Genomic DNA, 21,687 nt, shown 5'->3' with positions numbered 1-21,687 from the left:
GTAACGTCGCGCTCATGCAGTGAGGTCTCGCCGCCGGATCAGGTAACCGGAGAGCGCAGCTCCCGCGAGGGCCAGCCCGCTCATCACCAGTGCGGAGGCAGGATCAAAGGGTTCCACAGGCATCGCCGGAGAATGACGGAACGGACTGACGTCCTGCAGCCATGACGGAAGGCCAAGCAGTTCACCGAACTCACCCAGGATGAGCCCTGCGACCAGCGCACCCCAGCCAAGCGGGATGGTGAAGCGGGGCACTGTCGCGAAGACCAGGATGCAGCTCCGAGGAACACTGCAGCGCCCGGCACGTGAGCCAGTGCCGCCATCACAATGACGCCGGCCGGGCTGCTTCCAACTCCGGACAGTGCCAAGGCAACAGCCGCGGCGACGCCTGCTGTAGCTGCCACTGCCAGCGCGGAAACCGCCGCCATAGTCAGGTTTGCGCCCAGCCAGCGCGTCCGGGATCTTGGAGTCGCCAGCAGCAGTTCAGCACGTCCCTCAGCCTCCTCCGCCCGTAGCCGGAGCACAGCTTGGATGCCGGCTGCCGCTGCAAGGACGCCCGCGATACCGAGCAGGGCTGTGATGAGGACGTCAATGATCTCGGCCCGGCTGCCCGGCACAAGGCGGCCAATCAGTTCCTTCAGCGATTCGTTGCCGGCCAGCACGTCGGACACCAGGGGACCAAGGCCACCGGCGATCGTGCCCAGGGTTGCGGCCGCGATGCACCAGTCACTCAGGGTGGAGCGTTGAAGCCGCCAGGCAAGGCCGAGTAAGGATCTGCCACCGACGCCGGCCCGCTCCCTGCCGGCGCGTTCGCGAAGCGGGCTTTCCCCCAGGTCCCTGCGCCTGCGGATGGCGACTACTGCCAGGGCTAGGACTGCCGCGGCGCCGATTAATGCAAATAGCGGGAGGGGGTCCGCCGCCGAGAACGGCCTGGATCGTTGGCCCCATCCGATCGGCGACAGCAAGGATGGCCAGGCGCTGGTGATGTGAAGGATACCTTCGTGTGGCGTTCCGGAGGCATCCCCAATGCCCCGGAGAAGATAAGCCAGGGCCGCCATTTCCCCTGCGGCGCCATTCGCACTGCGGCCGGTGGGCATGGCCTGGGCCACCAGTACGGACACGGCGACAAAGAACAGGCCAACCGCGCCGACGGCGACCCCGGCCACCACCGCCCCGCCGAAGGGAAGCCCTGCTGCCGCAAGGCCGGCGGCGACAAAAGAGGCCAAAGCCAGGTTTGCCGCAGCGCCGGGCATAAGCGTCGCGGGCAGAGAAGAGGCCATTCCAGGGAGGGCGGGGAAACCGAGATCCCGCTAATCCCGGACCCGGCAATTCCCGTCAGTACCGAGTCCAGGGAGGCGGCGTCCGCATCAAACTCGACGGCGGTCCCATCTGCGCGTATGTCATGCACTCCAGGCAGCGTGGCCAGCAGGGCGCGATCGAGGCTCCCGTCGATCCGGAAGCGTATGCGCTTCAGGTGCCTCAACCCCGTAAGGGTCCCGGACTCCACGCAGGCCCCGGCGCGAATGATAGTGACCCGATCACACATATCCTCAACCGCGCTGAGGATATGGCTGGAGAGCAGGACGCTCGCCCCGTCGGCGCTCACGCGCCGGACCTGGCGACGGAAAACCCTGTCCATGACAGGGTCGAGTCCGGCGCTGGGCTCATCCAGGAGGTAAAGACGTGCCGGTCGTGCAAACGCGGCAATCAGCGCTGCCTTCTGGCGATTACCCTTTGAGTAGGTCCTGGCCTTCCTGCGTGGATCGAACTCGAACTCCTCGATGAGCCGGCGGCGCAGTGGTTCATCGGCTCCCCCGCGCAGGCCAGTGAGCAGGTCAATGACTTCACCCCCTAAGAGGTTGGGCCAGAGGCTGACATCTCCGGGGACGTAGGCGATGTATTGGTGCCTCCAGGCGGGTTCAGCCCAGGGATCGCGTCCAAAGACACGAGCTGTCCCTGAGGTGGGGCGTATGAGCCCCAGAAGCACCCGAAGCGTGGTTGATTTGGCCGCACCATTCGGCCCAAGGAACCCGTGGACCTCCCCTGGCACAACGGTGAGGTCAAGCCCGTCCAAGGCCCGGGTACGGCCAAATGTTTTTACAAGTTGCCGTGTTTGAACGACGGGATGAGAGTCTTTGTCCATGATTGGATCCGTTCCTCGGAGGCGGGAAGTGGAACGCGCAAAATGGGCACCCGGCATCCTCCACTAGGCTTGAAACGTGACCCGCCTGATCCTCGCCTCCCAGTCCCCCGCCCGCACCAAACTCCTGACGGAAGCGGGCATCAGCCACGAAATCCTCGTCTCGGACGTGGATGAAGATGCCGTGCAGGCCCGCTACGGGGTGACCGACCCGCACGATACCGCGCTGCTGCTGGCACGGGCGAAGGCGGAGGCGGTGGCATCGCTGCCGGAGGCGGAAGGGGCCCTGGTGATCGGCTGCGATTCGGTATTCGAATTCGACGGCGAATCGCACGGGAAGCCGTACACCGACGACGTCGCCAGGGAACGGATGCTCCGCATGAGCGGCTCGATGGGGGTGCTCCACACGGGGCACTGGCTGGTTGACTGCCGGGAGACCGCCGCCGACGATCCCGAGGCCGACGGCACCGGCGCCACCATCGGAGCCGTATCCTCCGCCGAGGTCCACTTTGTCGAGATGTCTACCGACGACGTCGATGCCTACATTGCGACAGGAGAGCCACTGCACTGTGCCGGTTCGTTCACTATCGACGGCCTTGGTGGGGCGTTCATCCGCAAGGTCGACGGCGACCCGCATGCCGTCGTCGGGCTGTCCATCTCCACCATGCGCGAACTGCTGCGCCACGCGAACGTGAGCATTACCGAACTCTGGTCCGTCGACGGCAACGCTTAGGACCTTTTCCGCCGTATTTGTAGCTTCCCTACAAAGCCGGGGCACTTCACGCGGGGATTCCGCCAGCAATATGGGCGGAACCCTCAAAATCAGGCTAGGCTCCCTTGAAGAAAGAAGGAGTCAACTTGTCAGCAAAGCCGGAACAGGCCACCCGCCCGCTCACTAAGGTACTGATCGCCAATCGCGGTGAGATCGCCGTTCGAGTCATTCGCGCAGCAAGGGACGAAGGCATCGCCTCCGTGGCCGTTTATGCGGATCCGGACCGTGATGCGCTGCATGTACGGCTCGCTGACGAGGCCTACGCGCTGGGCGGCAATACCGCCGCCGAATCCTACCTGGTGATGGACAAGCTAATCGACGTCGCCCGCCAGTCCGGCGCCGACGCCATCCACCCCGGGTACGGCTTCCTGGCCGAAAACGCTGAATTCGCCTCGCGCGTTATCGCGGCAGGTATCACGTGGATCGGCCCCTCCCCGGAAGCCATTTCCGCCCTCGGCGACAAGGTGCGGGCGCGCCACATTGCCGAGAAGGTAGGCGCCCCGCTGGTGCCAGGCACTGCCGACCCCGTGGAATCAGCCGACGAGGTCCTGAAGTTCGCGGATGAATTCGGCCTTCCGGTCGCCATCAAGGCCGCTTTTGGCGGCGGCGGCCGCGGCATCAAGGTTGCCCGCACTCGCGAGGAAATCCCCGAACTCTACGACTCCGCAGTCCGTGAAGCCACGGCAGCCTTCGGCCGCGGTGAATGCTTCATCGAGCGCTTCCTCGACGCTCCCCGGCACGTAGAAACCCAGTGCCTCGCTGACGCCTTTGGCAATGTGGTCGTCGTGTCCACGCGTGATTGCTCCCTCCAGCGCCGCAACCAGAAACTAGTGGAAGAAGCCCCCGCGCCCTTCCTCAGCGACGAGCAGAACAAGCGGCTCTATGAATCGTCCAAGGCCATCCTGAAGGAAGCCGGCTACCTCGGCGCAGGAACCTGCGAGTTCCTCGTCGGCCAGGACGGCACCATTTCCTTCCTTGAGGTCAACACCCGCCTTCAGGTGGAGCATTGCGTCTCGGAGGAAGTCACCGGCATTGACCTTGTCCGCGAGCAGTTCCGCCTGGCACGGGGCGAGGCCCTGGGCTACGAAGACCCGGAGGTCCGCGGACACTCCTTTGAGTTCCGCATTAACGGTGAGGACCCGGGCCGGAACTTCATGCCCGCTCCCGGCACCGTTGAAAGCATCAAGCTTCCAACCGGTCCCGGCGTGCGCGTTGACTCGGGCATCGAGGCCGGCGAGGTCATCAGCGGGAACTTCGACTCCATGCTGGCCAAGCTGATCATCACCGGCTCCAGCCGCGAGCAGGCGCTCCAGCGTTCCCGTCGGGCGCTTGCCGAACTCCAGATCACCGGCATGCCTACCGTGGTTCCGTTCCATGTCGCCGTCGTCGAAGACCCCGCCTTCGCCCCTGCAACAGGTCCCTTCCAGGTGCACACACGCTGGATCGAGACCGCCTTCGTGAACGACATCCCCGCCTGGGTGCCGGACGGTACTGGCCTGGACATGCCCGACGTCGGTGAGCGCCAGCGCGTCGTGGTGGAGGTAGGCGGCAAGCGCCTTGAGGTGGTGCTGCCCGCAACGCTGGGCGCAGTCGCCTCCGCCGGAGCGTCGGCCACCAAGCCCGGCAGCAAGGCCAAGAAGCGCTCCCGGGCGGCCGGGACAGCTGCAGCAGCCGCCAGCGGCAACGCCCTGACTTCGCCCATGCAGGGCACCATCGTGAAGGTGGCAGTAGCCGACGGCGACCTCGTCGCCGAGGGCGACCTCATCGTGGTTCTGGAAGCCATGAAAATGGAGCAGCCGCTCACAGCTCACAAGGCCGGCACCATCCATGGTCTCGGCGCCAACGCGGGCGAAACCGTCAGTGCGGGCGCCGTGATCGCAACCATCGAGGACTAGCCTCAGACGTCAGCGGTAACCAGCAGCGGCCCCGGAATGTTTGAAACACTCCGGGGCCGCTGCAGTTCTAGAGGCCCTGCCTCAGGGGAGGCCTAAGCCACGTTGTTTTCGTAGTCCATGTCGCGGGTTTCCCGGGTGAACCACAGAGCCACGAACGTGATCACGGCGGCGATAGCCATGTACAGGCCGATGAGCCAGGTAGAGCCGTTGGCTGCCTGCCACAGTGCAATCGCGACGAACGATGCCGGGGCTGCGCCAATCACCGAAGACAGGTTGTAGGCCACTGCCGAACCCGTGTACCTGACGTTGGCGGGGAAGAGCTCGGGCAGGATCGACGCCATCGGACCGAAGGTCAGGCCCATCAAGGCAAACCCGACAATCAAGCCGACCATGGCGGCAGCCTGGCCCGGTCCGAACATCGAGAACCAGAAGACTCCAAAGGCGAAGATGCCCGCGGTCACGCCCAGCAGGAACTTCCGGCGTCCCCACTTCTCGGCCAGCGGCCCGGAGACCACGGTGAAGATACCGAAGAAAACGACGCCGAGGATCAGCATCCAGAGGAAGTCGCCACGCGGGATACCGAGGCCCGGAACGAAGGCTGCGATCTGCGCAGCGTTGAGGGGCTTTCCGGCCTTTTCGGCGGCAGTCTGCGCTGCTTCCAGGGACGAAGGCGCAGTACCGTAGCTCAAGGTGAACGAGGTCATGATGTAGAACAGCACGTACGTGGCCAGCATGATGAACGTGCCGGCCAATACGGGACGCCAGTGGCCCTTCAAGGTTGCGGCGAGCGGGAGCTTCTGGACCTTGTCCTGTGCCACAACTTTGCTGAAGGACGCACTCTCCACCAGCTTCAAGCGGACATAGAGTCCGACGATCACCAGGACTGCGCTCAGCAGGAACGGCACACGCCAGCCCCATGCCATGAATTCTTCCGCCGACAGGGCGACGTTCATCCAGATGAAGATGAGGTTGGCGACGATGAAGCCAATGGGCGCGCCGAGCTGAGGGAACGTGCCAAAGATGGCGCGCTTGCCCTCGGGCGCGTTCTCGGTAGCCAGGAGGGCCGCACCGGACCACTCTCCGCCAAGGGCGAGGCCCTGGCAGAAACGGAGAACGACCAGCAGGAGGGGCGCCAGGACAGCCCAGCCCGGCATGGAGGCCGTGGGCAAGAGCCCGATCAGGAAGGTCGCGATGCCCATGGTCAGCAGGGACGCTACCAGGGTGCCCTTGCGCCCGATCTTGTCGCCGAAGTGGCCAAAGACGATGGCACCCACAGGGCGGGCCACAAAGGCAACGCCAAAGATGGCAAAGGCGCTCAGGAGGGCGTTGATGTCGGTTGCATTGGGGAAGAAGAGCCTCGGGAAGACCAGGACCGACGCCGTCGCGTAGGCGTAGAAATCGTAGAACTCGATCGTGGTTCCGATCAGGCTCGCGAAGATCACCCGGCCGCGCGAGTTAACCGGCTTGGTCCCCTGTGAGGTGGCGGTTGAAGACATTTTGTTGAGTGCTTTCGGTCGCACCAGACTGACACATCTTCGGGCCTGCCCGGCTAAGGGATATATAGGGTCCAATGATAGTTGCCTTGGTTCACCGAACGGCCAGTCGGTCCGCTATCTGGACTTATGCCTGGCGTCTCATTTTTTGCCAAGGTCACGAAGCCCTCACGGCACGTCTTAGTACCCCGATAGGCAAATGTCACAGCACGTTAACAAACGGCGACAGAGCGTGAAACGCGGCCAACCTACCTTGGAATAGCAACGTCCCCACCAAGGAGGCACACCGTGACTGTTGACCGCAGCGCAGAAATCCTGGATGCACCCCAGGGTTCTGCCACTACTACTGCTCCCGTTCTGGAGCACCGCCCCGGCCGCTGGATTGCCAACTGGGATGCCGAAAACAAGGACCAATGGGAAAACGAAGGCCGGTCCATTGCCAAGCGCAACCTGTACTGGTCCATCTTCGCCGAGTTCCTCGGCTTTGTTGTCTGGCAGCTCTGGTCGATCGTTGTCGTCCAGCTCCCTGCGGCAGGTTTCCAGTTTGATACTTCGCAGATCTTCTGGCTGATCTCGATGCCCAGCCTCGTCGGCGCGACGCTCCGCATCCCGTACACCTTCATGGTGCCGAAGTTCGGCGGCCGCAACTGGACCATCGTCTCCGCGCTCCTGCTGCTAATCCCCTCCGCCGGGCTCGCGCTCTGCGTATCCAACCCGGACACGCCGTTCGGTGTCATGCTGCTTGTGGCTGCACTGGCCGGCTTCGGTGGCGGCAACTTCGCCAGCTCCATGGCGAACATCACCTTCTTCTACCCTTCCCGCGAGAAGGGCTGGGCCCTCGGCCTGAACGCGGCCGGTGGCAACCTCGGCGCAGCCGTGGCACAGCTCGTCGTGCCGATCGCCATTACGCTCCTTGCCGCCGGTACGCTGAACCTCCCCATGGCCGGCCTCGTCTGGATCCCGCTCATCCTGCTCGCTTCGTTCGGCGCCTGGAAGTACATGAACAACCTCACCAGTGCCAAGGGTGACGTAGCAGGTTCCGTCGCGGCACTGAAGGAACCGCACCTTTGGATCATGGCCTTCCTCTACATTGGAACCTTCGGTTCATTCATCGGTTTCGCCGGTGTCTTCCCCAAGCTCATCAAGGACTACTTCCCTGATTTCTCGTCCATCCACCTGGGAGCCGTGGCTCTCTCCCTGGCCTTCCTCGGCCCGCTGGTTGGCTCCCTTGCCCGCCCCTATGGCGGACGCATGGCTGACCGCATGGGTGGCGCCCGTATGACCGTCGCGTCCTTCGCTTCAATGGCCGTGATCACCCTGGTTATGATCTGGACCCTGCCGCTGAAGAACTTCTGGCTGTTCCTGGCTCTCTTCCTGCTCCTCTTCACCGCCAGCGGCTTCGGAAACGGCGCGACCTACCGCATGATCCCGGTCATCTTCGCCACGTCCAGCCGCGCCGCCCGGACCGGCGCCAGCACGATCCAGACCCAGCGCCTGGCGTCCTCCTCGCTCGGCCTGATCTCCGCGATCGGCGCCTACGGCGGCTTCGTCATCCCGCAGGTACTCAACGCTTCCAACACCGCCAGCGGCTCCTACACTCCCGCGTTCTACGGCTTCGTGGGCGCCTACGTGGTCATGCTGGCCGTCACGTGGCTCTGCTACATCCGCCCCGCCCAGAAGCGCAACATGATCGGACACATCTAGCAATGCCCACCGGCGCTGATACCCACTGCCCATATTGCGCCCTGCAGTGCGCCATGAGCCTGACCCCGGCTGCCAAGCCGGGGTCAGACCCCGTACCTGAGGCACCCGTCCTGGAAGTCTCAGGTCGGGAGTTTCCCACCAACCGTGGTGGGCTGTGCCGCAAGGGCTGGACATCGGCGTCGTTGTTGAACCACACAGGCAGGGTCACCGAACCGATGCTTAAAGGATCCGACGGCGTCCATCGCCCCATTGGCTGGGATGAAGCCTTATCGCTGGTCACGGCAGCGGTAAGGGACATCCGGAAGCAGTACGGGCCTGACGCGGTAGGTGTCTTCGGCGGCGGCGGACTCACGAATGAAAAGGCCTACCAGCTGGGCAAGTTTGCACGCCTGGCACTGGGCACTTCAAGGATCGACTACAACGGCCGTTTCTGTATGTCCTCTGCGGCGGCAGCCGGCAACCGCGCGTTTGGTGTGGACCGCGGCCTTCCATTTCCGGTGCAGGATCTGGATTCGGCGAGCGTCATCCTCCTCCTTGGCTCCAATGTGGCCGAAACCATGCCACCTTTCGTCCAACACCTCCAGGGCGCCCGTGATGCTGGCGGCCTCATTGTGGTGGACCCGCGCCGTTCGGCCACCGCAGCTTTCACTGGCGACGGCGGGGGCATCCACCTCCAGCCGATGCCGGGAACTGACCTGGTGCTCCTCCTGGGCCTCTCCCATGTGGTTGTCCATGAGGGACTGGCGGACAAGGAGTACCTGGAAAACCGCACGTCCGGGTATCCGGCGCTGGTCCGCAGCCTCGCAAGCTTCTGGCCGGAGCGCGTCCAGTCCATCACCGGCGTACCCGCCGGCCTCATCCGGGAGACCGCCCGCCGTCTCGCCCAAGGCGCCCGAAAGGGAGGAAGCTACATCCTCAGCGGCCGCGGCGTAGAGCAGCATGTGGATGGCACGGATACGGCCACGGCCGCCATCAACCTCAGCCTCCTCCTGGGGCTTCCCGGCTCGGCCCGCAGCGGCTATGGCACCCTCACGGGACAAGGCAACGGCCAGGGCGGCCGGGAACACGGCCAGAAGTCCGACCAGCTCCCGGGCTATCGCAAAATCACCGACCCCGCAGCACGACAGCACGTGGCGAAGGTCTGGGGCGTGGAGGAATCCCTGATTCCAGGACCGGGCCTGCCCGCGGTGCAGTTCCTGAAATCCCTCGGACAGCCCGACGGCGTCCGGTGCCTTTTCGTGCACGGCGCCAACGTGGTGGTGTCCGCGCCGGACTCCGGGGCGGTCCTGGAGGGGCTTCGGAGCCTGGATTTCCTGGTGGTCTGCGACTTCTTTATGTCAGAAACCGCACTGGAAGCCGATCTGATCCTTCCGGTCATGCAGTGGGCCGAGGAAGAAGGCACCCTGACCAACCTTGAGGGACGCGTCCTGCGCCGCCGCCGGGCCCTGAGCCCGCCTCCGGGAGTGCGCTCCGAGCTGTGGCTGATGGCCCGCCTTGCCGAGGCGCTGGAGGCGCCGGGTACCTTCAGTGACGATCCGGAGACCGTCTTCGAGGAGCTGCGCCTTGCCTCCGAGGGAGGTCTGGCCGACTACTCCGGCATCGACTACGCCATGCTGGATCGGGGCGAAGAAGCCTACTGGCCATACCCACGGGGCAGCCGGGGAACGCCCAGGCTCTTCGCGGACGGCTTCGCCCACCCCGACGGCCGCGCAGTCCTGGTGCCGGTGTCGCCGTCGAAGCGCGCCAGCCGGAACTTTACGGACGATTCCCTCGCCCTTGCCACAGGTCGGCTGCTGGAGCACTACCAGTCCGGCGCACAGACCCGCCGCGTAGCCGAGCTTCTCTCGTCCCAGCCGGAGGCCCGACTCCAGCTGCACCCTGCGGCCGCTGCTTCCAGGGGCATCGCGGACGGGGACTTCGTGGAGGTCAGCAATGAACGGGGCCGGGTGGTGTGCCGCGCAGAGCTGAGCAATGCTGTCCGTCCCGACACCGTCTTCCTGCCGTTCCATTTCCCCGGCCTGGAAAATGCCAACCGCCTTACCGAGGCGGCCACCGACCCCATTTCCGGAATGCCGGAGTTCAAGACCAGCCGGGTCTGGGTCCGGCGCCCTGCGTCCCCGTTGGACGCGGCCTCGGTACCCGCAGACGCGGAAACCTTGCTGCAAATTGAGGAGGCATCATGAGCGAGCGCATTGTTGTTGTGGGATTCGGTCCCGTGGCGGCGAGGCTGGTTGACGAACTGGTACCGGCTGTCCGTAGCGGCCTCGTCCAACTCCTGGTCATCGGACAGGAAGCCGAGGCCGCCTACAACCGCGTCATGGTCGCCGAGTTCGGCGTCGGCCGCACTACAGCCGAGGCACTGGCAATTGCCGACGCCGCCGAGCTGACGGCTAACGGCGTCGAAGTCCGGCTGGGCGTAAAGGTCAAGCGGATTGACCGCGCACGTCAGCAGGTGGTGCTGTCTGATGGCACCTCCCCCGGCTACGACCGCCTGGTCTTCGCCACAGGATCCAGGCCGGTTATTCCCAACTTGCGAGGCCTCAACCCCGATCCTTCCCGTCCGGTGCTGCCAGTCGGCGTCACCGCCCTGCGCGACCTCCGCGACGCTTCGGTACTGAAGGAGGCCGTGGCTGGCCGCAAGAAGGTAGTGGTACTGGGCGGCGGGGTCCTGGGCCTCGAAACTGCCCTTGCCGCAGCCGAAGAAGGCGCCCAAACCACTGTCGTGCACAACGGACCGTTCCCACTGGGCCGCAACATCGATCGCGGCGGCGGTGCAGTGCTTTCCTCCAGCCTCCGGGCGGGTGGGGTCCGGGTTGCAGGCAACGCCCGCTCCATCGGAATCGAGACGGCCGGACCAGACGGAAGTTTCTCGGCACTGCTGCTGGATGATGGTTCGGCAATCGACGGCGACCTCCTCGTCCTCTCGTGCGGTGTCCGTCCCCGGATAGAACTCGCCGAAGGCTGCGGCCTCCCCACGGCCACAGGCATCCTGGTTGACCACCATCTGCGGACCTACCATGAGCCCCATATGTTTGCCATTGGTGACTGTGCCGAGGTTCGATGTGCCGATACCGACTGCCTGGAATGCCGCAATGCCACGGGTCCTTCCGGCCTGGTTGGTCCTGGTTGGCGGCAGGCCGAATGGCTCGCCGAATACCTCACGCTGCTTGCCGACGGCGGCCAGGAGGCAGCCGATTCCCTGGCCCCGCTCCCCGCCGAAAAACCGGGCATCGTCGTATTGAAGGCCCGCGGCATCAATCTGGCCGTCGCCGGGGACAATTCGGCCGAGCCTTGGGACGAGGAGCTCCTGAATTCAGGCTCGGCCAACGGCCGGCCGCGTCGGCATGTTTCGCAATGGGCCGATCCCGAGCACGGCCGCTACGTCAAGATGACCACCCGGGGCGGCGTCCTGGAGGGCCTGGTCACCGTGGGGATGCCACGCACGGCGGCAGAACTCGTCCTCCTCTTTGAGCGCGGCGCCGAGCTTCCAGCGGACCGCTCCCTGTTGCTGCGCCTGGACGGTCCGGACCAGCTTGAGGGGGCCGGCGGAGCCAACAGCGACCCCAACCGCACTGTTTGCCGCTGCGCCGGGGTGAGCGGCACCGTTATTGAAGACGCCGTCCTTGACGGCTGCTCCACCGTCCCCGACGTCTCCAAGGCCACCCGGGCCGGAACCGGCTGCGGCGGCTGCCACTCAGACATTAAGGACATCATCGAAAAACACTTCCAGGCGGCTCCTGCCGCCTGACAAGTAGCTTCTGGATTTTCGCACCGATTTTGGACAGCCGCCCCGTGGATCCCGGGGCGGCTGTCCGTTTTCGTAGCGGAGATCCGCTTGCGCTTACATATGCACGTGCAGGCGGCGAGCTGCTTCCGAAATGGATCCCGTGAGCGACGGGTAGACGGTGAAGGTGCTGGCGACGTCGTCAACGTGCAGCTTGTGCGTCACGGCGATGGCAATCGGGAAGATCAGTTCAGAGGCATTGGAACCAACCACAACACCGCCGATTACGGTCCCCGATCCCTTGCGGGCAATAATCTTGACGAAACCGTCCGTGGTACCGCGCATCTTGGCTCGGGCATTGCTGCGCAGCGAAAGCTTCACCACGTCGCCCTGGTACTTGCCTGACTCCACGTCGGCCTCTGAAACGCCCACAGAGGCGATCTCCGGCGATGTGAAGATGTTCGAGGCCACCTGGTTCAGCTTGAGCGGCTTTACGGTGTCACCGAGGAAATGCGCGATCGCGATGCGTCCCTGCATGGCGGCCACGGAGGCCAGTGGCAGGATTCCCGTGCAGTCGCCGGCGGCGTAAATACTCGACGCCGTAGTCCGGGAGACGCCGTCGACCTTGATGTGGCCCGACTCGGTCAGTGCCACCCCGGCTTCCTCGAGCCCGATTCCCGCGGTGTTCGGGATGGAGCCCACGCACATCAGGCAATGGCTTCCTTCGACTTTTGAGCCGTCACTCAGGGTCACCACAACGCCGTCTTCAGTGCGGTCAACGGCCTCGGCACGCGAACGGGACAAGACAGTCACACCTCGGCGCTCAAAGACTTCCTCCAGCACCTTGGCCGCGTCGGTATCGGAGCCCGGGAGCACCTGGTCCCGGCTGGAAATCAGGGTGACCTTTGACCCCAGCCCGTTGTAGGCGGAAGCGAACTCGGCGCCGGTGACGCCGGATCCCACCACGATCAGTTCCTCGGGCAACTCGTCAAGGTTATAGATCTGCTGCCAGTTCAAGATCCGCTCGCCGTCGGGGCGGGCTGTTGGAAGCTCACGAGGGTGGGCGCCCATGGTCAGCAGGATGGCGTCCGCTTCCACGGTCTGCATGCCCTCCAATGTGAGGACCTCGATGGTGTGGTCGTTCAGGAGCTTGCCTGAGCCGATCAGCACCTTGACGCCGTGGCTTTCGAGCCCGGCACGAATGTCGCCGGACTGTTCCCGTGTCAATCCCAGGAGTCGGCTGTTAATGTGCTTGAGGTCCGCCCGCATGCCCGGCCGGAAGTCCCCGCCCTCGACGTCGAATTTGACGCCCAATTCACCGGCGGAACCCACTCGGGTCATGAGGTCCGCCGTCGCAATGAGCGTTTTGGAGGGAACGACGTCGGTCAGAACGGCAGAGCCGCCGAGGCCGGCCCGTTCGATGATGGTGACCTTCGCGCCCAGCGAAGCGGCCACTATTGCGGCTTCATATCCTCCGGGTCCTCCGCCCAGGATCGCGATTCGGGGTGAGTTGAAGTCTGGATGCGTAGTCACAAAAGACAATTCTTGCCTATTGGCCCATTAGCTGCCACTAAGCACGAGGTGAGAGTACCCACGGTGGTTCCCGTCACTATCCAATGGCTGGGAAGTCCCTGTAGCTTGTACCAGTGGGTAACACACAGCTTATGAACACGGATCCCTTCGAGGCAGCGCGCACTGCGGCGGACTATATCGCCAACGAGACGGGCGTTGATTCCCATGACATAGCGCTCGTTCTCGGCTCGGGCTGGGGGGAGGCCGCTAACCTCATCGGCGACACCACCGCCACCCTGAGTGCCTCGGAAGTCCCTGGCTTCTCGGCTCCGGCGGTTGAAGGCCACGTAGGCACTATTCGCTCAGTCCTGACCCGGGACGGCAAGCGGGCCCTCGTACTAGGAGCACGGACCCACTATTACGAGGGCAAGGGCGTGAGGTCCGTAGTTCATGGCGTCAGGACCGCTGCTGCCGCCGGCTGCAGAACCATGGTGCTTACCAATGGCTGTGGCGGCCTTAATGACAACTGGAGCCCCGGAACTCCAGTGCTGATCAGTGACCACATCAACCTCACGGCCGCCTCTCCCCTTGAGGGCGCAACCTTTGTCGACTTAACAGACTTGTACTCGGCAAGGATTCGCAGTCTCGCCCGTGAAGTGGACCCCTCACTTGAAGAGGGCGTCTATGCACAGTTCGCGGGCCCGCAGTACGAGACCCCTGCCGAGGTCCAGTACGCCAAGAGGATTGGTGCCGATCTGGTTGGCATGTCAACTGCACTGGAAGCTATCGCCGCCCGGCATGCCGGCATGGAGGTGTTCGGCATCTCGCTGGTCACCAATCTTGCCGCGGGCATCAGCCCTGTTCCCCTGAGCCACCACGAGGTCCTCGAAGCGGGACAGGCCGCGGCCAAACGGATTTCAGGCCTTCTGGCCAATATCATCGCCAAACTGTAGGGACGCTCGCAGGTTGGCGGTCGCGACCCTCGAACCTTCCTGCCGAACAGGCACTGGCGGCGGCAGCCGTTTAATGGGATCGCTAACAACTTTTCCCGTAATGTCCTGCATCTGACGACACCGATGTCAAGTCAACAATGGCGTGGATTAACGCAAGGTTAAATTTCACAAAATCGAATACCGCTCGAGAAATAATTGACGATTCGAGCAGAACGTGGCACGCGCGCGCAATGAAAATGTAAGCGCTTGCACAAATATGTCTGACATCCGTTTTATGGGCATGAAACGCACTTTGCTTTGCTTCCGCTGAGTGCCTAGCTTTGAAATTGCCCCGGCAAGTCGACGTGCCGGTGCCACCTTTGACGGCGCCCCAGAAGGGGCCGTCAGCACCCGACACAACGGCGTCTCCGATGGCGCCAACAGCGTATGTCGGGGCCGCCTGAGTTCGGATAAGGGCTTGCGCCCGATCTTCCACGAAATATCCAAAACTCCGCGAGAAGAGCAAGCATGAAATCTCACTCAACCCCAACACGGCCCCGCCGCCGTCTGAGGCAGGCTGTCTCCGTGGCAGCTGCTGCCAGCGTGGCCGCCGCCGCGCTGCTGGCCTCCCCGGCAGCACAGGCAAACATCCCGGCCGATCCGCCGTCGAACGACATGCCGGCGCCCACCCCCGGATTCGCCCTGCCGACCGAGCACTCCCAGCAGGCGTTCGACCCTGCGGCTGATTTCACGGCCAAGTGGACCCGTGCGGACGCCCGCCAGATCATGGCCCAGAGCAACCCCAACGTTGCGCCTGGCGAGAACTCCATGAGCCCCGACATCACCATGCCGGAAATCCCCGAGGATTTCCCCGCTATGAACGATGACGTCTGGGTCTGGGACACCTGGTCCCTGACTGACGAGAACGCGAACCAGATCAGCTACAAGGGCTGGGACGTCATCTTCTCCCTCGTCGCCGACCGCCACGCGGGCTATGGCTTCGACCAGCGCCACTGGAACGCCCGTATCGGCTACTTCTTCCGCAAGACCAACGCCGACCCGACTAAGGACAAGTGGAACTACGGCGGACACCTGTTCCTGGACAACACCTCCGTCGGCAACACCGAATGGTCGGGCTCCACCCGCCTGATGCAGGGCAACCACGTGAACGTGTTCTACACCGCGACCACGTTCTACGACGTTGCCGAGCGCAACGCGGGCGGCGGCGGCATCGCCCCGGACGCCGCCATCGCAAAGGCCCTCGGCAACATCCACGCCGACCAGAACGGCGTCACCTTCGACGGCTTCGAGCACACCAAGCTCCTCGAGCCGGATGGAAAGATGTACCAGACCAAGGACCAGAACCCGGGCTTTGCCTTCCGCGACCCGTTCACGTTCGAGGATCCGGCCCACCCGGGCAAGACCTTCATGGTCTTCGAGGGCAACACCGCCGGCAACCGCGGCGAGTACCGCTGCACCGAAGACGACCTGGGTTACCGCCCGGGCGACCAGCATGCCGAGACGGTCGCGGACGTCAACACGAAGACCGGCGCCTTCTACCAGACCGGCAACGTTGGCCTGGCCGTAGCCGAGAACAAGGACCTGACCAAGTGGAAGTTCCTGCCGCCGATCCTGTCCGCCAACTGCGTCAACGACCAGACTGAGCGTCCCCAGATCTTCATCCAGAACGAAAACGGCAAGAACAAGTACTACCTGTACACGATCAGCCACCAGTTCACCTATGCAGACGGCATGCGTGGCCCGGACGGCGTTTACGGCTTCGTCGGCGACGGCGTTCGTTCCGACTTCCAGCCGGTGAACAACTCCGGCCTCGCGCTCGGCTCGCCAACGGACCTGAACCTGCCGGCCAACAACCCGAGCGGGACCATCTCTGGCCAGCAGAACGGCCGCCAGTTCCAGGCATACTCGCACTATGTGCAGCCTAACGGCTTGGTGCAGTCATTCATCGACAACGTCAACGGTGTCCGCGGCGGCTCCCTGTCTCCCACTGTGAAGATCAACTTCAAGGATGGCGTGACCCAGGTTGACCGCAGCTTCGGCCAGGACGGGCTTGGCCCGTTCGGCTACCTTCCCACGAACGTCCGCGTCGGTGGCGAGGGCCTCTACAAGTAGGAACAAAATTCCTCATTTCATTACCGCCGGGCCGGCAGCACACAATGCTGCCGGCCCGGCGCCGTTTACCTCCTAGCCCAGCGCGGTTCACCTCCCGTTCCGGCCCCCGTAATACCGTTCTGTGACCGTATCGATGTCCGCCCAGGCGGGAGTTCGACGCCGTTTGACGATAGTTTTATCGTTATGACTTCCACGGATCCCGAATTTACCCAGCTGATCAGCGAAGCCAGGGAATGGGCTTCCCTGGACCCGGATCCAAGCACCGCCGCCGCTCTTGCCGAACTCACCGAACTTGCCGTCAGCGGTATTCCTGCCGCCCGGCAGCAGCTCGCCGACAGCTTCAGCGGTACTCTTCAATTTGGCACCGCCGGTCTGCGGGCAGCCCTCGGCCCCGGCCCAAACCGTATGAACCGCGTGGTGGTGCGCCGGGCGGCCGCAGGTTTCGCCGACTTCCTGCTTGACACCCTGGCCACTGCTGCCCCCGGTACCCGGCCCCGAGCCGTCGTCGGTTACGACGCCCGCCACAACTCGGACATTTTCGCTGAAGAGAGCGCTGCGATCTTCACCGCCGCCGGGATCGAAACCTTCCTCATGCCCTCCGCGCTGCCCACGCCCTTGCTTGCCTACGCGGTGAAGGCCCTGGACTGCGACGGCGGCGTCATGGTGACTGCCAGCCACAATCCCCCGCAAGACAACGGTTATAAGGTCTATCTGGGCGGTCGTGCCGTCGAGGAAAGCGGCAGGGGCGCCCAGATTGTCGCGCCCCTCGATGCCAGGATCGCGGCCCGGATTTCCGCAGTGGGCAGCGTCGATTCGATCGAGCTCGCCACAGGCGGTTGGACTGTGCTCCCCGAATCCATTGCCACGGATTATGAGGCGGCAGTAGCTGCCCTGGCGGACGCAAAGAACTTCAAGGCACGCGAGCTGAAGATCGTCCTGACCCCCATGCATGGCGTCGGCGGGGAGACCGCGGTGTCAGTACTTAACGCCGCAGGTTTCAAAGATGTCACCGTGGTTGCCGAACAGGCCGCGCCGGATCCCGAATTCCCCACGGTGAGCTTCCCGAATCCGGAGGAGCCAGGTGCCCTCGACCTCGCGCTCGAGACTGCTGCAAGGACCGGAGCAGACCTGGTTTTGGCCAATGATCCCGACGCCGATCGGGTGGCGGTTGCCGCTTTGGATCCCGGAAGCGGAGATCCAGGAACGGGTGCCTGGCGCATGCTCCGGGGCGATGAAGTGGGAGCACTGCTCGGCGCGCACATTGCGGCGCGGCTGGCTGCGCGCGGAACAGATCCTGCCGGCGGAGTCTTCGCCAACTCCATTGTTTCGTCCCGCCTACTGTCCCGGATTGCGGCCGCCGCCGGTTACGCCCACGAGGAAACGCTGACCGGTTTCAAGTGGATCTCCAGGGTTCCGGGGCTCGTGTACGGCTACGAAGAGGCCCTTGGCTACTGCGTAGCCCCGGAGTTGGTGCGGGACAAGGACGGAATCTCCGCGGCAGTCCTCATCGCGGAGCTCGCCGCCACCGCCAAGGAGGCCGGCAAGACCATTTTTGACACACTGGATGAGTTGTATCTGATCCATGGGCTGCATGCGAGCGACCAGCTCAGCATCCGTGTAGCGGACCTTGGGCTGCTGGATGCCATGATGAACAGGCTCAGGGTCAATCCGCCCGAATCGTTTGGCGGCTCCGCCGTCGACAGCTTCACCGACCTGGCCGAGGGAAGCGAGAAGCTCCCGCCAACGGACGGGCTGCTCTATCTCACGCGCGACCAGAGCCGCGTTATCATCAGGCCCAGCGGCACCGAGCCGAAACTCAAGTGCTATCTGGAAGTCATCATTCCGCTCGAGTCGGCGGCGGAAGTTCCGGAGGCGCGCCTGGCGGCCCGCTCAGCACTGGACCGCGTCCTTGCGGACGTCCGCGAGGCGCTCGGCCTCTAGCGCTCGGCCAAAACCGGCCGGAAACAAAGCCGGAAACAAGCTGGGCCGGAAACGCCTCTGGCCGGCTCCGAATTCGGAGCCGGCCAGCATGAGCGTTGGAGGTTGAATTTGCCGCCCCCTAAAGTCAGGAAGCACCGGAAAGCCGGGAAGCGGCGGAAACTACTGCCTAGACAGCTACCTCAAGGTAACCGTCAACCACGCGGGTCTGGTAAGTCGCGAGGCTCAGTTCAGGGTTGGTAAAGCATTCGCCTGTCTCGAGGTCGTAGACCTCCTTGTGCAGCGGCGAGGCAATCGTGGGACGGCTGCCCCGGGATCCGATGATGCCGCGGGCCATGACATTGGCCAGGGTGGCGGGATCCTGCTGGGTCACGGCAAAGACCTCCCCGGGAGCGATACGGAACAGCGCAATCTGGCGTCCCTCGATCAATGCTGCCTCTCCCCAGGCCAGTTCCAGCTCGTCTACCGGGCATACCGGGTGCCAGCTGGCAGCGCCTGCTTCGGCAGCCTGTCCCTCAACGCGTTCAAGAATTACGGTCATTTCAGCCCCTCTCGCTAAGCCTGTTGAGCCGGCGGAACCTCTACCGCCAACCAGGCCCGGGCCATTGCGGCCACAACATCAAGGTAGGCGTCCGGTGTTTCGTTGGAATGCAAAGAATGTGTCCGGCTCGTAAAAGAGACCTCACTCGCCCCGAAATCTGTTCGTGATGCAGAAGTTAAGATCACGAAACAATCGGGAAACTGAAGCGAAACTGCTGATCCATAGTCTGGATAGACAAAGTTGCGGAGCTCCTTCTGCAACATATGCGAAAGGCCCACCAGTGACCGGACACACTTCAAGTACAGAGAACCCGCGCCGCATCGTTGTCGTCGGAGGCGGCCCTGCGGCCCACCGTTTCGCCGACGCCATGTACAACCGCGGTCTTGAAGGCTGGCAGGTTACGGTGCTCACCGAAGAAGCCCACCTTCCCTACGACCGTGTAGCGCTGAGCAAGGCCCTGACCCAAACCGACGTTGACCTTACCCTGGGCAAGGCCTCCATGTGGGAGCACGAAGCCTTGACGCTGCAAACTGGCGAGCGTGCCGTCAAGATCGACCCCGTTGCCAAGACCGTCCTCACGGCCGCTGGCAACAAGTACGAATACGACGACCTGGTAGTCGCAACGGGTTCTAATGCCGCCCGACTCCCCATCCCCGGCGCCGAGCACACCCACGTTTACCGCACGCTCGAAGACGTGTGGGCCATTAACAAGGCCATCGCCGAGCTGGGCGAGAAATTGGGCCGCAAGGTTAAGGCCGTCACCATCGGTGGCGGGCTGCTCGGACTCGAGTCCGCAGCTGGTACCGAGCAGCTGGGCGCTACCCCGATCGTCATCGACGGTGCGCAGTGGCTGATGGCCACACAGCTGGATGAGGGCGCGGGTCAGGCAATGAGCCGCCTCATCAAAGCCAAGGGCTTCGAAATCCACGGCGGCGTCTTCCCTTCGGAAGTATTGACTGACGAAGAGGGCCAGGTTACCGGTGTCCTGATGGCTGACGAGCGCATCATCGACGCTGACATCGTGATCGTCGCAATTGGCGTCCGGCCGCGCGATGAACTCTTCCGGCCGGCGGAGGGCGAGGAGCCGCTCTTCAGCCTGGGCCAGCGCGGCGGCGTCGTGATCAATGACTACTGCGCCACCGAAGTTCCCGGAATCTGGGCAATCGGCGAAGTGGCCAACTACGGCGGCATGTGCCTGGGCCTGGTCGCACCGGCCAACACCATGGCCGAAATCGTCGCAGACCGCCTCCACGGCGGCCAAGCGACGTTCCCCGGTTTCGACACCGCCACCAAGCTCAAGCTCTCCGGTGTGGACGTCGCCAGCTTCGGTGACGCTTTTGCGAAGACCGAGCACTCCCTTGAGATCGTCTACGCCGACCCTGCCCGCGGCGTCTACCAGAAGGTTGTCACGACCGACGACGCCAAGACCCTCCTGGGCGGCATCTTCGTCGGCGACGCCACCCCCTACACCAGCCTCCGTCCGCTTCTGGGCCGCGAGCTTCCCGGCGAGCCGGGCGCCTACCTCACGGCTGCCGGCGGCGGCGACGCTCCGGAAACCGAACTTCCGGACGACGCGATCCTCTGCTCCTGCAACAACGTCACCGCCGGAACCATCCGCGACAACATCAACGGTTGCGGCGCCTGCGAGGGCAGCGCTCCCGTCCAGGAACTCGGCGAACTGAAGGGCTGCACGCGCGCCGGAACCAGCTGTGGTTCCTGTGTCCCGATGCTGAAGAAGCTGCTGGAAAGCGAGCTGACCAAGTCCGGCGTCGAGGTCTCCAAGGCCCTCTGCGAGCACATCGAACTCTCCCGCCAGGAACTGTTCGATGCCATCCGGGTCCTGGAACTGACCTCTTTCGAAGAGATCATGGCCAAGTACGGCACCGGCGCCGGCTGCGATATCTGCAAGCCCACCATCGCCTCCATCCTCGCAAGCCAGCACTCCGCCTACGTCCTGGATGCCGGCCGCGGCACCCTGCAGGACACCAACGACCGCGCACTGGCCAACATGCAGAAGGACGGCACCTACTCGGTGGTCCCGCGCATCGCCGGCGGCGAGATCACCCCGAAGGGCCTTGGCGTCATTGCCGCCGTCGCTGAAAAGTACGGCCTCTACACCAAGATCACCGGCGGCCAGCGGATCGACATGTTCGGTGCCCGCCTCGAGCAGCTTCCGGAAATCTGGAAGGAACTGGTGGAAGCCGGCTTCGAATCCGGCCAGGCCTACGGCAAGAGCCTGCGCACGGTGAAGTCCTGCGTCGGTTCCACCTGGTGCCGGTTCGGCGTCCAGGACTCTGTGGCCATGGCCATCAACCTGGAGCTGCGATACCGCGGCCTCCGCAGCCCCCACAAGCTCAAGATGGGCGTGTCCGGCTGTGCCCGTGAATGCGCTGAGGCCCGCGGCAAGGACGTCGGCGTCATCGCCACGGCCGATGGCTGGAACCTGTACGTCGGCGGCAACGGTGGAGCTACCCCCGCCCACGCCCAGCTCCTGGCCAAGGACCTGGACGACGAAACCCTGATCAAGTACATCGACCGTTACCTGATGTACTACATCCGCACTGCCGACCGCCTGCAGCGCACGGCCCGCTGGCAGGAAGAGCTCGACGGCGGCCTGAAGCACGTGGAAGACGTAGTGGTCACCGATTCCCTGGGCATCGCCGAAGACCTTGAGGCAGCCATGGCGAAGCACGTCGACAACTACCAGGACGAGTGGGCCGAGACCCTGAAGGATCCGGAGCGCCTGCGCCGCTTCCGCTCCTTCGTGAACGCCCCGAACCAGAAAGACGAATCGATCTCCTTCGTTCCGGAGCGCGGACAGATCCGTCCCGCCACGAACGAGGAAAAGGGCGGCGTGCTCATCGCCTCCAGCATTCCGGTACGGTCCAGCAGCGAATAGGGGTAGC

The 21,687-nt window shown here is 64.1% G+C and carries 13 protein-coding genes and 1 pseudogene; 9 read left to right on the top strand and 5 right to left on the bottom strand.

The window, feature by feature from the left end; all coding sequences use genetic code 11:
* Positions 1 to 83: 83 nt before the first annotated feature.
* Together J7E82_RS11200 and J7E82_RS11195 are read right to left on the bottom strand one after the other, a co-directional pair.
* Entirely contained in the window at positions 84 to 1,277 is a 1,194-nt protein-coding gene (locus J7E82_RS11200; protein ID WP_251041782.1) for a hypothetical protein, read from the bottom strand.
* A 293-nt stretch (positions 1,278 to 1,570) separates the two neighbouring features.
* Positions 1,571 to 2,140 (bottom strand): annotated as a pseudogene (locus J7E82_RS11195) (ABC transporter ATP-binding protein); the annotation flags it as partial.
* 76 nt (positions 2,141 to 2,216) lie between these two features.
* Between J7E82_RS11195 and J7E82_RS11190 the strand changes: the two are divergent.
* A complete protein-coding gene (locus J7E82_RS11190) occupies positions 2,217 to 2,870 on the top strand; it encodes a nucleoside triphosphate pyrophosphatase (protein ID WP_214862685.1) in 654 nt (217 codons plus the stop codon).
* Positions 2,871 to 2,995: 125 nt separating this feature from the next.
* Positions 2,996 to 4,804, top strand: a complete 1,809-nt coding sequence (locus tag J7E82_RS11185) for a biotin carboxylase N-terminal domain-containing protein (protein ID WP_214862684.1) — start codon at positions 2,996 to 2,998, stop codon at positions 4,802 to 4,804.
* 92 nt (positions 4,805 to 4,896) lie between these two features.
* Here the strand turns inward: J7E82_RS11185 and J7E82_RS11180 are convergent, their stop codons facing one another.
* Entirely contained in the window at positions 4,897 to 6,300 is a 1,404-nt protein-coding gene (locus J7E82_RS11180; protein WP_214862683.1) for an MFS transporter, read from the bottom strand.
* Positions 6,301 to 6,585: 285 nt separating this feature from the next.
* Here J7E82_RS11180 and J7E82_RS11175 point away from each other — a divergent pair, with 285 nt between their 5' ends.
* Genes J7E82_RS11175 through J7E82_RS11165 form a run of 3 tightly spaced genes read left to right on the top strand, consistent with a single transcriptional unit; the run spans position 6,586 to position 11,749 of the window.
* Complete coding sequence (locus J7E82_RS11175) at positions 6,586 to 8,001, top strand: MFS transporter (RefSeq protein WP_214862682.1); 1,416 nt, start codon at positions 6,586 to 6,588, stop codon at positions 7,999 to 8,001.
* Positions 8,002 to 8,003: 2 nt separating this feature from the next.
* The gene (locus J7E82_RS11170) at positions 8,004 to 10,184 is read left to right on the top strand and encodes a molybdopterin oxidoreductase family protein (protein WP_214862681.1); all 2,181 of its coding nucleotides are present in this window, start codon (positions 8,004 to 8,006) and stop codon (positions 10,182 to 10,184) included.
* Entirely contained in the window at positions 10,181 to 11,749 is a 1,569-nt protein-coding gene (locus J7E82_RS11165; protein ID WP_214862680.1) for an FAD-dependent oxidoreductase, read from the top strand. The genes J7E82_RS11170 and J7E82_RS11165 overlap by 4 nt, the downstream gene beginning before the upstream one ends.
* A gap of 93 nt (positions 11,750 to 11,842) precedes the next feature.
* On the opposite strand, the gene J7E82_RS11160 is transcribed toward J7E82_RS11165, so the two are convergent.
* Entirely contained in the window at positions 11,843 to 13,258 is a 1,416-nt protein-coding gene (locus J7E82_RS11160) for an NAD(P)H-quinone dehydrogenase (protein ID WP_214862679.1), read from the bottom strand.
* A 131-nt stretch (positions 13,259 to 13,389) separates the two neighbouring features.
* On the opposite strand from J7E82_RS11160, the gene J7E82_RS11155 reads away from it, so the two are divergent.
* The 3 genes from J7E82_RS11155 to J7E82_RS11145 all read left to right on the top strand — a co-directional run bounded on the left by J7E82_RS11155 (position 13,390) and on the right by J7E82_RS11145 (position 18,243).
* Positions 13,390 to 14,190: a purine-nucleoside phosphorylase gene (locus tag J7E82_RS11155; RefSeq protein ID WP_214862678.1), complete on the top strand. Its 801-nt coding sequence runs from the start codon at positions 13,390 to 13,392 to the stop codon at positions 14,188 to 14,190.
* A 507-nt stretch (positions 14,191 to 14,697) separates the two neighbouring features.
* Positions 14,698 to 16,302, top strand: coding sequence for a glycoside hydrolase family 68 protein (locus tag J7E82_RS11150; RefSeq protein ID WP_214862677.1), 1,605 nt, complete (start codon positions 14,698 to 14,700; stop codon positions 16,300 to 16,302).
* A gap of 183 nt (positions 16,303 to 16,485) precedes the next feature.
* Positions 16,486 to 18,243, top strand: coding sequence for a phospho-sugar mutase (locus J7E82_RS11145; RefSeq protein ID WP_214862676.1), 1,758 nt, complete (start codon positions 16,486 to 16,488; stop codon positions 18,241 to 18,243).
* A gap of 166 nt (positions 18,244 to 18,409) precedes the next feature.
* On the opposite strand, the gene nirD is transcribed toward J7E82_RS11145, so the two are convergent.
* Entirely contained in the window at positions 18,410 to 18,781 is a 372-nt protein-coding gene (gene nirD / locus J7E82_RS11140; protein ID WP_214862675.1) for a nitrite reductase small subunit NirD, read from the bottom strand.
* 280 nt (positions 18,782 to 19,061) lie between these two features.
* On the opposite strand from nirD, the gene nirB reads away from it, so the two are divergent.
* Positions 19,062 to 21,680: a nitrite reductase large subunit NirB gene (nirB, locus tag J7E82_RS11135; protein ID WP_214862674.1), complete on the top strand. Its 2,619-nt coding sequence runs from the start codon at positions 19,062 to 19,064 to the stop codon at positions 21,678 to 21,680.
* The last annotated feature ends 7 nt before the right edge of the window (positions 21,681 to 21,687 follow it).

This window comes from Arthrobacter sp. ISL-30 (genome assembly GCF_018613855.1).
In the GTDB taxonomy this organism is placed as follows: domain Bacteria; phylum Actinomycetota; class Actinomycetes; order Actinomycetales; family Micrococcaceae; genus Arthrobacter.
This window is presented reverse-complemented; position numbering and strand designations above follow the sequence as displayed.

Excerpts from the sequence above, each read along its gene's own strand:
- J7E82_RS11165 (WP_214862680.1), top strand. The coding sequence starts at position 10,181 with ATGAGCGAGCGCATTGTTGTTGTGGGATTCGGTCCCGTGGCGGCGAGG.
- J7E82_RS11150 (WP_214862677.1), top strand. The coding sequence starts at position 14,698 with ATGAAATCTCACTCAACCCCAACACGGCCCCGCCGCCGTCTGAGGCAG.
- J7E82_RS11155 (WP_214862678.1), top strand. The coding sequence starts at position 13,390 with ATGAACACGGATCCCTTCGAGGCAGCGCGCACTGCGGCGGACTATATC.
- J7E82_RS11170 (WP_214862681.1), top strand. The coding sequence starts at position 8,004 with ATGCCCACCGGCGCTGATACCCACTGCCCATATTGCGCCCTGCAGTGC.
- J7E82_RS11200 (WP_251041782.1), bottom strand. The coding sequence starts at position 1,277 with ATGGCCTCTTCTCTGCCCGCGACGCTTATGCCCGGCGCTGCGGCAAAC.
- J7E82_RS11145 (WP_214862676.1), top strand. The coding sequence starts at position 16,486 with ATGACTTCCACGGATCCCGAATTTACCCAGCTGATCAGCGAAGCCAGG.
- J7E82_RS11180 (WP_214862683.1), bottom strand. The coding sequence starts at position 6,300 with ATGTCTTCAACCGCCACCTCACAGGGGACCAAGCCGGTTAACTCGCGC.
- nirD (WP_214862675.1), bottom strand. The coding sequence starts at position 18,781 with ATGACCGTAATTCTTGAACGCGTTGAGGGACAGGCTGCCGAAGCAGGC.